We start from the raw sequence: 12,607 nt of genomic DNA, 5'->3' as shown, positions 1-12,607 counted from the left end.
TAAAAAAATACATACCGAATCCTGTCGGCAAAGGGTAAGATACGAATAACCAGACGTGGTTAATTCTAGGAAATTGAGGCGTATGAGATGAAAAAAGTGATGGGGTTGTTATTGACATGTGCAATGACGGTCAGCGTAGTGGCAGGTTGCAGCAGCGATGCGACACCGAGTCCGACATCCAGCCAAGCGGCTAAAAAAAATGAAAAATTAAAGTTTTCGATGTCCATAACAACAAGCGGCAATAAGTTTGCCGAGAAATCAGCGGACGTCAATCAGGAAAAATGGGTGAAGAAGCTGGAGGAGTTAACAAATACAGACATCGACTTCCGCATGCTTCCTTTGAAAGATTTTGACCAAAAAATGTCATTGATGTTCGCTTCAAATGATATTTCTGATGTTGTTCAGAATGTTGGAGGCGCTACCACAAAAGGGATGTCGGGATCGGTTGAATCCGGCGTGTTCATGCCCTTGGATGATTTGCTCAAACAGTACGCACCGACAATTATGAAATTAGTACCGAAAGAAGCTTGGCAGGAAACAAGTTTCAACGGTAAAATTTACGGAATTCCATCATGGTTGTCCACGCCTTCGCGCCGCGCCTTGTTTATGCGGACTGATTTGCTTGAAAAAACCGGCTTGGCTGCTCCCAAAACAGTGGATGAATTCTTGAATGTGATGCGGGCCTTTAAAAAGCTGGGTGTTGAAAACCCGTACCAAATGCGCGAAAACTTTAAGTATGCCGACACGATACTAGGCGCATTTGACGTACTGCCGTCTCAATTCGAAGTGCAAGGGGATCAGGTTGTTCCTAAGTTCTATGATGTTGAGAATATGACGAAAGCGCTTCAAACATTCAAAACGATGTTCGATGAAGGTTTAATCCCTAAGGATTTTGCGTCGATCAGCTCATCTGATTATGGCAAGAACATTGATGCAGGCAAAGTAGGCATGTGGTCTGCCAATGCACAAGGATTGAGCATTTACCGTGAAAAATTCAAAAATACAGTTCCCAATGCGAAAGTGGACATTGTTCCTGCCCCTCGTGGTCCCGAGAACAGAGGAGGCCATCTGCTGTATTCGAGCATCAACACGTCCTACTACATCAACAGCAAGGTTTCGAAGGAGAAAGCGATCGAGATTGTTAAGTTCTTCGAATGGATGACAACGCCAGAAGCAGAAAAATACTTTTCCTTCGGCATCGAGGGCGAAACGTACACAATGGAGAATGGCAAAGTGAAGTTTACAGCGCCAACCACGCCTGAGGAGATTGATCTTGACGGCTTCCGCGGCATGTTCTGGTTTGTTCATGACACCGCATACAACAAAGCCAAAGAAGAGCTGACGCCGACAGGGCGCGAGATGATGAATATCCTTGATAATGTTATTTCCAAGGAAGGTCTAGGCTCGGTACGTTTCGTACCTGCGCTGCAAACTTATTCGAAATATCCGGATGTTGCTGCACAAGCGGATGATGTCGGTCCTAAGCTGATTCTTGACCATATGATCAAGATGGTATACGGCAAAGAGCCGATCTCCGATTGGCCGAAGGTCATTGAGGAGTACAAGAACAAAGGCGGCAACGACATTATTAAAGAAGCGTCAGAGCGTTACAAACAAGGCAATGGTGTCATTGTGTCCAGCAACAGAAGTTAATCATTCACGATATTGGAAAGTTGTTGCTCCTTGCGGGCAATGCCTTTCCTTTCTTTACTTACTTATGAAAAGGAGTCGCTTAGAATGAAGAATTTCATAACGATGAGCTATCCTGCTTCATGGTGGCGTTCACTGTGGAGGGAGGCTACGCCTTCCGGCAACGGGAGAGTTGGGGCCGCCATCTATGGTGGCGTGCACGAAGAAACCGTGCTGCTCAATCACGAAGATCTATGGTGGGGCGGACAGGCACCCGAACTTCCAGATGTCAGTTCGGCACTCCCGGAAGTACGTCGATTGCTGCTTGAAGGCGAAGCGCCCAAGGCGGACCGCGTCTTGCCCGATGCCCTTCTGAAGCAAGGCTATCAACCGAAAATGGCTTCACCCTTGCCGTTAGGTGATTTGAAAGTGTTCATGCCGCTTCGCCATGCGTTCCGTCATTACAAACGAACGCTAGCGATGGAATCTGGAGAGGTGAACGTGAGTTGGACAGATGGGGATACCCGGTATGAGCGGATTTTATTCGTATCGCGGACGGATGATTGTGTGGTCTATGAAATTCGTAAACAAGGACCCAAGCGGATTGAAGCCAACTTGCTGCTGCAATTGCACGATAAGCGGGATGTGCGCCGGCAAGGTGTTGTTTTTCCTGAACTGGCTGAAACTAGAAGTGAAGGGGAGTTCCTCTATTATGCTGCCCAGAATAGCGACGGCTCCGATTTCGGCGCTGTAGCTCGGGTCATAAGTCGCAACGGCTCTATTGAAGCAATCCCGGGAGGTCTTGCTGTCAAGGAAGCAGATTCTGTGCTTGTCATCATGAAATTGTTCGCACGTGGGGAGCGCCATACGGAGTGGGCCCAGTTGAAGGCTGATGTATCTGGACTCGATCCAAGTTACAGTTCGCTGCTAGCTTCTCATGCTGCTGAACATGGCCGGTTATTTGGCTCCGTGACCTTCGATCTAATGGCCGAAGGCCGGGAATTATCGAACGAAGAGCTGCTGCGGCAAGCTTATCAGGGGGAAACGCCTGATGCATTAGTGGAGAAAATGTGGGCTTTTGGCCGTTATTTATTAATTTCAAGCTCAAGCAAGCACGGCCAGCCTTGCCATCTATACGGTTTATGGTGCGGCGATTACGATGCCATGTGGGCTTTCCATATGGTTAACGAGAATTTGCAGATGATATATTGGCAGGCGCTATCCGGCAATATGCCTGAACTGCTGCTAGCCGTATTTAATTACATGGATAAGCATATGGCGGATTTCCGCACGAATGCAAGCCGTTTGTACGGCTGCCGAGGGATCTACATTCCTGCCCCTAGCGCTCCGGATTCAGGACTGCTTAAACATACTTCTCCTCATATCATCCACTGGACGGGTGGAGCCGGTTGGGTTAGCCAGCATTATTACGATTATTATCTGCATACAGGAGATATTCAATTTCTGCGGGAGCGGGCCTTGCCGTTCATGCGTGAAGCCGCTCTGTTCTATGAGGATTTCTTTACGCTCTCGGAGTCAGGCTATTCCGTCAGTTCGCCATCCAACTCTCCGGAAAACACACCTGGAAACTACTGGACAAAGGGTGTTTCTATGGGGACGACGATGAATGCCACGATGGACTTCGCGATTGCCAAGGAGCTGCTGACTCACTTGATTGAAGGGGCAATAGCAGCCGGTCAATATACCGAAGATATTCCGAAGTGGCGTGAAATGCTGGAGCGAATTCCGCCTTATCAGATCAATGCGGATGGCGCGATAACGGAATGGATGCACCCTCTCTTCACAGACAATTATCATCACCGTCACGAGTCGCATGTGTATCCTGTTTTTCCTGGAACCGAAGTGAACAAGCATTCTGACCCTGAATTATTCGGTGCTTTTGTCAAAGCGATCGAAAAGCGGCTTGTTATCGGACTTAAAGAGCAGTCTGGTTGGTCTCTGGCTCATATGGCCAATAATTATGCCCGTATGGGCGCAGGGGATCAAGCGCTGGAATGTTTAGAGATAGTAAGCCGCTCTTGTGTCATGAATAATCTCATCACGCTGCATAATGACTGGCGGGGGATGGGCATCGGCGTTGATATGGACTGGGCACCTGTCCAACTGGATGCGAATATGGGATGGACTTCGGCGATGCAGGAAATGCTTCTCTTCTCCATTCCTGGCGAAGTTCATATCATGCCAGCTCTGCCCTCCCGCTGGACCCAAGGGAAGGCAGGACCCCTGCTTGCCAGAGGCGGTGTGGCATGCGAAATGGACTGGGATGTTACGGAAGGACGACTCGATATTACGCTTCGTTCAACCAGTGGAAATAAGCAAATCGACGTGCTTCTTCCTGCGACAGCAGTTGGAGTAAAAGGCTATGAAAAATTTCAGCAATCACTGAAAGCGGTATCTATCAGTGAAACGCCGCTGCTGCTGCAAGTTCTACTGAGACCGAGTGAAGGGATGGAGGCACTGAAATGATTACAGCTGCAGAAGGAAACTCGAATTTAAAACTATGGTATGAACAATGGGCCAGCAAGTGGGACGAAGCGCTGCCGATTGGAAATGGACGTTTAGGCGGCATGATTTATGGGACGCTGGCGCAAGAAAAAATCCAGTTGAATGAAGACACCATATGGTATGGCGGTCCCAAGCAAGGGGACAATCCCGATACCCCGAAGCATTTGGCAGAGATACGCCGGCTGCTTTCGGAAGGCAAACAGAAGGAGGCCGAGCATTTGAGCCGGATGGCCCTCATGTCCGGTCCCAAATATTATAGTCCATACCAGCCGCTTGGCGATTTGCTTTTATGGTTTTACGATCATCAACAGCCTGCGGAGTCTTACCAGCGCGAGCTGGATTTGCAGACAGCGGTATCCACGGTTCGCTACCGTCTGGGTGGTAGCGGCTATCGGCGTGAATACTTCAGCAGTGCCGCCGATCAAGTCATTGTCGTTCGTGTGGCATGCGATCAGCCAGGCGGGCTGACCTTTAGCGCGAATCTGATGCGCCGTCCTTACGATGCAGGCAGCAAGGCACTAGCGCAGGACACGATCAGAATGACAGGTGAATGCGGCAAGGATGGGGTTTCTTTCTGCTGTGTCGTGAAAGCTATTCCCGAAGGCGGACTTGTTCGAACAATCGGCGACTCCCTATCGGTGGAAGGAGCGAACGCGGTGACGCTGCTGATCTCGGCAGAGTCGACATTCCGCTCGGCGATGCCGGAGGAGACTTGCCTTGCGCGTATTGAAGCGGCAGCAGCACAAAGTTATGAGCAGCTGCAGCGTAATCATCTTGATGAATACAGTGAGAAATTCGAGAGGGTTTCGCTGCGTGTATCTGCGGGAACAACGGAGACCGCTGCGGCACTTCCGACGGACAAGAGGCTTGACCTCGTCAAGGCCGGACAGGACGATACAGGATTGGTCGAACTCTTTTATCAATATGGGCGGTACCTGCTTATTTCTTGTTCACGACCGAACAGTTTGGCCGCTAACTTGCAGGGCATCTGGAATGATAGTTTCACACCGCCATGGGAGTCCAAATACACAATTAACATCAACACGGAAATGAATTATTGGCCTGCAGAATCATGCGGACTTGCTGAATGTCATGAACCTTTGTTCGATCTGATCGCACGCATGCAGCCTCAGGGGCGGAGGACAGCGGAAACGCTCTATGGCTGCAGCGGCTTCGTTGCTCATCATAATACGAATATGTGGGGCGAAACGCAGGTCGAAGGGATGCTCGTGTCTTCCTCCATATGGCCGCTTGGAGCCGCTTGGCTATCGCTGCATTTGTGGGAGCATTATCGGTTTGGCATGGACCAAACGTTCCTTAAGGACAAAGCATACCCTGTTATGAAAGAAGCGGCGCAATTCCTGCTTGCTTACATGGTTGAAGACGCCGAAGGACGTCTCGTGACAGGTCCTTCGATTTCTCCGGAAAATAAATTTATCCTTGCAAGCGGAGTTCAGGGAAATTTATGTATGGGACCGTCCATGGATATACAAATTGTCCATACACTGTTCAGCGCATGCTTGGAAGCATCGCGCATCATGGGGATGGATGAAGCATTTCGCGGCAGTTTGGACAAAGCGATCAAGCAGCTGCCTGCTATTCAAATCGGCAAGCATGGACAGATTATGGAGTGGTTGGAGGATTATGAGGAAGCGGAGCCAGGACACCGTCATATCTCGCAGTTGTTCGCTCTGCACCCGGGAGAAATGATCGACAAGCATCGGACGCCGGAACTGGCGGCAGCGGCCAGGCGCACACTTGAGCGTCGATTGGCGAACGGTGGCGGTCATACCGGATGGAGCCGCGCATGGATAATGAACTTCTGGGCGAGACTCGGCGATGGAGATGCCGCTTACGATCATTTGCGGAAGCTGCTCGCAACCTCCACATACCCGAATCTGTTCGATTGTCATCCGCCGTTCCAAATTGATGGCAACTTTGGCGCAACCGCAGGCATAGCTGAAATGCTGCTGCAATCGCACAGCGGTGTGATTGAACTGCTGCCAGCCCTGCCCAAAGCCAAGTGGCGGAATGGAGCAGTGAAGGGCCTGCGTGCTCGCGGAGCATTCGGCATCGACATCAGTTGGCAGGATGGGCAACTGCAAGAAGCCACGGTGCGAGCTGCTCAAAATGGCGTGTGCTGCCTGCGTTACGAGAATAAACTTCAAGTTCAGCTCGAGGATGGGAATGAAACAGCATGCCAATATGACGGCTTGATCATGGCTTTTCCTGTGCAAGCAGGTCAAACTTATCGCTTGTGCCAGAAATCAGAAGAGAACAGATGAACAGGCTGGATCATAAAAAAACACATTATAGGCTAAAGTTTGGACATATCAGGGCTACTCGCGTTGCGGTATGATGGAAACAGATCCATTGTTCATTTCGTCTATACTATAGTAAGCTAACTCATAGGGATAGCTCTTTTACAACATGAAAGGTGGAGGCTTGGCGTATGAGATTGCTGATTGTAGATGACGAACCGATTATTCGCAACGGATTAACGAAGATGGCGCAGGAATATGCCCACTCATTTGATGCTATAGAAACCGCTGTAAACGGACTTGAGGCCATGGAGCGAATCGCTCAGGCGGAACCTGACATTTTGCTTACGGATATTCGTATGCCCAAAATGGACGGTCTGGAGCTTTGTCAAAATGTGCAAGCGAATTACCCGCATATTCTAATGGTCGTCATTTCCGGTTATGGCGATTTCGATTATGCCCAAAAGTGTTTATCCTACGGGGTCAAGCACTATGTATTAAAACCTGTTACGCCGCCAGATTTGCATGAACTGTTCGATCAGATTCTGAAAACGCGGACGCCTGGGTATATACCGGTTTCCAAGTATGTGGATTGGATAGAACGGATGGAGCAAAGCATCTGGTCTTTGCAAACGGATGAGCGCTCCAAGCTTCTGGTCGAATGGCGGGATCACTGTGCGCAAGTGTCTGTCCAGCAATTGAAGGAGCTCATGAATGATGCGGCTGCGCTCTTGCAGAAGTATTTTCAAGAGAAGAAATGCCCGTTTCAATTGCGGATTTCCGAACCCTTCCTGGCATCGTCCAAAGCGGATCTGTTTCGCGAATTTGAGATCAGGTTGCAAGCGTTTACAGATGATCTCCTAACTTCCCGCCGGGGGAACTTCAAAGATCCCATGGAGGAAGCAAAGGCGTATATCGACACGCATTTGTCCGTTGAAATCTCTTTGAAAGAAGTAGCCGATATCGTTGGCATCACGCCTACTTATTTCAGTGCTCTATTCAAAAAGCTGACCAACGAAACATTCGTCAGTTATCGCATTCATAAGCGGATGGAAAAAGCGCGCGAACTTCTTTCCATTCCTCACAAGCGCACCGTCGATGTGGCGGCCGAGGTCGGCTATGATGACTATCCGCATTTTACCAAAACGTTTAAGAAAATATTCGGAATTTCACCATCGGAATACCGTTTATCGCTCGGGATCAAATGAAAAACCTGAATTTATTTAAGAAGCTTTTCCTTTCCTACCTGATTGTCATCCTGATTTCCTTGGCAAGCGTTGGTATCTTCTCGTACCGGGCGTCTTCCGGAGAGCTTGACCATCTCGTGGAAAATCAAATGTCACAGGTCGTTGACAATGCGGTGCACCATACGGACCTTTACATTCGCGCATACGAGCGGTCGATGGTATCGCTCTTGAACAGCAATGACGTAAAACGTTTTATAGACCTCCCGCAAGGGGAGAATGGCTATCCCTATTATGAGCTGCGCAAGGTGATCAAGGAACTTGGCATCGTGCCAGCTTTTATTCGCAATCCTGAAATCGCTGACATTTTTATGATTAGCTTTAACGATAATGCGATGTATTTTTTCAACGACACGAATGGGGAATCTTTCAGCAAAGAGCAAATTCAGCAGCAATTGGCATTTTACAAAGCGGGGACTAATCCTGAAGGCGTACTTAGCGTCATGAATCACAGCATCTTGCCGGATCAGAATAATTTAATGTTGACGCTTGTCAGGCGCATACGTGGACTTTCCTCATCGGAGCCCAAAGGAATCTTGGCCATTGAACTGCGCGCTGCTGAGCTTACAGAGCTCTGGAAGGGCATCGAGCTTGGGGAGAACGGCTACTTCTTCATTGCCGACGAGAATGGGAAATATGTGTATCACCCCGACGTGACCAAGGTGGGCACGAACCTGCCTGATGTGATCCAGCAGCAGGTTCTGCAAGCGGGACCCCAGGCGTTCACGGCCCAGCTGGATGGCAAAGCGGAGATGTTCATGAGCCGCAGCTCCAAATATGGCAATTGGCGGTTGGTTGTGTCGATGTCGGTCAACGAGCTGCATAAGCCTGTGAATACAATTCGAACTACGACGATGGTTGTCGGATTTTTCACGCTATGTTTGGCGCTGTGGATCGCCTTCCGATTCGGCAAGACGATCACAGGTCCGATCCGTGTCCTGAAAAGCGCGATGCGTCAGACGGAGAAAGGCAACTGGGCGATGATCCCGATTCCGGAGCATCGCGACGAAATTGTTGAATTAATGAGCCGCTATAATTTGATGGTGAACCGGCTTTCGGAGTTGGTTGATAAGGTGTATCAGGCCGAACTCAGCGATCAGCAAAGCCAAATGGAGCGGCAGAAGGCGGAGCTGCAATCGCTGCAGCTGCAAATTAATCCGCATTTTCTCTATAACACACTGGAGACGATCGTTTGTTATGCGGTCATTCGCGATTCGCGGGAAATCTCTGAAATCGTCAAAGCCTTATCGTATATGCTCCGTTATTCGGTACGAACGAATTTGGAAGAGATTACGGTAGCGAGCGAACTCAAGCACGTCCTGTACTTCCTGGTGGTGCTTCAGCATAGAATCGGCAGGGAGTTCGAAGTCGACGTAGCCGTCCCTCCGGATTATCTGCTCCACAATATGGTTCGGTTAACACTGCAGCCGCTTGTAGAGAATGCTTTCCAGCATGCCTTCCCGGAGGGGGTTGAGGATTATCATTATATCCGCATCCATGCCGGAGAAGATGAGGGTATCTTCTGGGTGAGTATCGAGGATAATGGCGCAGGCATAAGTGAAGAGAAGCTTGCTGAACTGCGAGAGAAACTGGATGCTAACCAACTTGCTGACCGGGAGATGGGTCCTTCTCCAGGAGCCAGCGGACTTGGCGGCATCGGTATCGTCAATGTGCATCGACGGATTCAAATGGTATTTGGCGATCAATATGGGTTGAGAATTGAAAGTGAGATTGACAAGGGAACGAAACTGACGATGATCATGCCTGTATTAGGCAAGAACAGATAGGAGACAGCTCCATGATAGAACGAGAGGATTTACTGGATAATGAGGGGCAGGAAGCGCAAACAGGCGGTTTGGCCAGCAAGCAGGACCGCCACCATGACGCCAAAATGGCGTGGTGGCGGGAAGCGCGTGTAGGCATGTTCATTCACTGGGGCTTGTATTCGCTGCCAGGTGGGATTTGGAAAGGTGAGGAAGTCCGCGCCTCTTATGCCGAGCATTTGATGCTGCGCGCGCAAATTCCGATTGCTGAGTATGAGGAGATCACGGGGCAATTCCGCGCCGAACATTTTGATGCCAAGCAATGGGTCCAATTGGCGAAAATGGCTGGGCTGCAGTATTTGATTTTCACAGCCAAGCATCACGAAGGATTTTCCATGTATGACTCGGAGGTATCGACCTATAACATTGTCCAGCGGACGCCTTTCGGCCGTGATCCTCTAAGGGAATTAGCGGACGCCTGCCGAGAGGAAGGGATTAAGCTATGCATCTACTACTCGCACTCCATGGATTGGCATCATCCCGATTCTCAAGGAAATACATGGGATTACCCGGGCAATATTGGAGCTTATGACAATGTAGCTTTTTGGATTACAGATGAAGATAAACGTACCCGCTATGAGCATTATCTGCACACGTTTGCTTTGCCGCAAGTGAAAGAACTGCTGGAGAAATACGGACCTGTTGGTCTTATTTGGTTCGACTGCGGTCATAAGCTGACGGCCGAGCAGGGTGCAGCTTTCATTGAGCAAATCCAGCAGGTGCAGCCAGATTGTCTGGTAAATCGCCGCGTTTGGATGGAGCCCTACGGCGATTACGGGAACAGTTCGGATAATCAGCCACATGTGCGCGTTCCGAGGGAAGATTGGGAATCTATCGCCACTTTGAATGATTCGTGGGGATACAAAGCCAATGATCACAACTGGAAATCCGCCGAGACGACGCTGCGCCAGATGATTGATGTTCTGAGTTTGAACGGTAATTTCGTGATCAATGTTGGGCCGATGGGCGATGGCTCATTCGATCCCAAATCACTGGAACTGCTGAAGGAGATCGGCGCATGGATGCAAATCAATAACAGCGCTGTTCATGGTTCGCGCAGAAGCCCAATTGGCAAGCCGCCGTGGGGCAGATGCACAGCCAAGGGGAATACGTTGTATTTGCACATATTCGATTGGCCGGCGAATGGCGAGTTGATTGTGCCAGGGCTGCGAAGTGCTGTTGTGAAAGCCTATGTGCTTGCTGATCCCAATCAAGCAAATCTGGAAGTGCAGCGAATGAGTGAAGAAGATGTATGGATTGTAGTTCCTAGTGAGTTTGCTAATACACTGATTCCTGTCATAGCGGTTGAATTGGCAGGCGAATGCGATGCGAATCCACTTCAGTTGCTGCATCCTAATCGATATTCGAATATTTTCGGTGCTTTTGATGCTGATCTTGCAGGGACTACCCTGCGTTATGATACAGGGAAAGATGATCACGATAATCTCATTCATTGGAAAAGTTCAGATGATCAGGCTGCGTGGAACTTCCGTGCAGGAGAGCCGGGGACCTATCGCGTCTCCATGAAGTACGGCGCTATCGATGGCGGCGGAGCCCTAGAGGTCACAATCAGCTCGCAGCGGGATCAGAAGACGATCATGCGCCAAGTTGTGGATATTCAGCCAACTGGGGGTTTCTATGCCTTTGCGGTTAAAGAAATCGGCCAGGCCAGCATTTCCGAAGCGGGCGAGTATGTGCTGCGGGTCAAAGCAGCCGTTCTCTCAACTGATTCCTTCATTTGCTTGAAAGCAATTGTCCTGGATGGCGTGGAAATGACCTGAAGCTGTGCATCAATAAGAGGAGGGCATCGCAATGAAAGCAGTGTTAATCGGTTTGGGAGGGTTTGGATCGGCTTGGTACCGCCGGATGCGCGGTGTCTATAAAGACAGGATTGAACTTGCGGTCGTCGATACGAACCCCGATAAGAAAGCGGTGTTAAACGGGGAAGATGTGCCTTTTTACACCTCGGTAGAAGAAGCGATTGAATGCGAGCGTCCAGATATTATTATCAATGTTACACCGCGTCAATCGCATACGGCCATCAACCATTTGGCACTCGACCACAAACTACCGATTTTCTGTGAAAAGCCCATTGCCGCCAATTATGAAGATGCGGTCGCTGTCGTCGAGCGAGCAGAACGCGAAGGCATTCCGCTCATGATTGCCGAGAATTACCGCACATATCCCGCTTCGCGCAAGCTCAAGCAGTTGCTTAGCGAGGGGGCTATTGGCGATCTGCTGACTTTGGATTGCGACTTTTATCGGCAGCGGGACAAGGATAAGCGGGATTTCGAAGACCCAGCAAGCGTGCTGGAAGAGCTGAACGTGCATCATTTTGACCTGCTGCGTTATTGGACGGGGCGGGAAGTGGGCAAGCTGTATGCTGTGAAGCGCCATCAGATGCAGATTGTTATGGACATGCAAATGGGGATTCAAGCGACGCTGCGCTGCTCGACGAGCACATTCGGCCGTCAGACGGATTGGACGGGCGATTGGCGTATCGAGGGGACGAAGGGGACTATTTTATTTGTTGATAAACAAATAACACTGACGACGGAAGCCGGCACGATCCATATCGCTGACTTTGCAGATGCAGCAGCGCCAGGACCGTTCGACGAGTTCCTGCTGTCACTGGAGCAGGGGCGTCCTGCGGAGACAAGCGGCAGGGATTATCTCAAGAACCAGGCGCTTGCCCATTACGCCCGGCAGTCGCTGTCTGAAGGTCGTCCCGTGGACACATCGCCCAGTTGGGGCTATGGTCCGATGATAGTCCGCAACTATCTGAAGGCAGAAACCCACGACAGCGTCAGCCACCACGGACTGGGGAAGGTGCGAGGCGCCAGACTGTTCGACGGAACTGACTTTGAGACGCCGATCAAGTTTTTGGGTTACAGCGAGATCCCTCCGGGAGCGTCGATCGGCTATCACGGACATCGGGATGACGAGGAAATCTACATCGTACTCGCTGGTTCGGGGCAGATGACGGTCAATGGCGAGACTTACCGAGTGCGGGCAGGCGACGTTCTGCTCAACAAGCCGTGGTGGAAGCATGGCTTGGAGAATGACGGCGAAGCACCGCTTAAAGCGATCATATTTGAAGTAGGCAAATAAGGATGAAGAGGCT

General features: G+C 50.1%; 7 protein-coding genes. All 7 read left to right on the top strand.

Features of this window, described 5'->3' with window-relative positions; all coding sequences use genetic code 11:
• Positions 1-87 precede the first annotated feature (87 nt).
• Positions 88-1,653, top strand: coding sequence for an extracellular solute-binding protein (locus LOZ80_RS19225; protein WP_238172830.1), 1,566 nt, complete (start codon positions 88-90; stop codon positions 1,651-1,653).
• A gap of 84 nt (positions 1,654-1,737) precedes the next feature.
• A complete protein-coding gene (locus LOZ80_RS19220) occupies positions 1,738-4,116 on the top strand; it encodes a glycosyl hydrolase family 95 catalytic domain-containing protein (protein ID WP_238172829.1) in 2,379 nt (792 codons plus the stop codon).
• Positions 4,113-6,440, top strand: coding sequence for a glycoside hydrolase family 95 protein (locus LOZ80_RS19215; RefSeq protein ID WP_238172828.1), 2,328 nt, complete (start codon positions 4,113-4,115; stop codon positions 6,438-6,440). Before LOZ80_RS19220 ends, LOZ80_RS19215 begins: the two co-directional genes overlap by 4 nt.
• 167 nt (positions 6,441-6,607) lie before the next feature.
• The gene (locus LOZ80_RS19210) at positions 6,608-7,624 is read left to right on the top strand and encodes a response regulator (protein ID WP_238172827.1); all 1,017 of its coding nucleotides are present in this window, start codon (positions 6,608-6,610) and stop codon (positions 7,622-7,624) included.
• The gene (locus LOZ80_RS19205; RefSeq protein WP_238172826.1) at positions 7,621-9,447 is read left to right on the top strand and encodes a cache domain-containing sensor histidine kinase; all 1,827 of its coding nucleotides are present in this window, start codon (positions 7,621-7,623) and stop codon (positions 9,445-9,447) included. The genes LOZ80_RS19210 and LOZ80_RS19205 overlap by 4 nt, the downstream gene beginning before the upstream one ends.
• An 11-nt stretch (positions 9,448-9,458) precedes the next feature.
• Positions 9,459-11,264, top strand: a complete 1,806-nt coding sequence (locus LOZ80_RS19200; protein ID WP_238172825.1) for an alpha-L-fucosidase — start codon at positions 9,459-9,461, stop codon at positions 11,262-11,264.
• Positions 11,265-11,295: 31 nt separating this feature from the next.
• A complete protein-coding gene (locus tag LOZ80_RS19195; RefSeq protein ID WP_238172824.1) occupies positions 11,296-12,594 on the top strand; it encodes a cupin domain-containing protein in 1,299 nt (432 codons plus the stop codon).
• The last annotated feature ends 13 nt before the right edge of the window (positions 12,595-12,607 follow it).

The organism is Paenibacillus sp. HWE-109, assembly GCF_022163125.1.
GTDB lineage: Bacteria > Bacillota > Bacilli > Paenibacillales > NBRC-103111 > Paenibacillus_E.
Note: the sequence above shows the minus strand (reverse complement) of the source record. Positions and strands in the feature narration are given on the sequence as shown.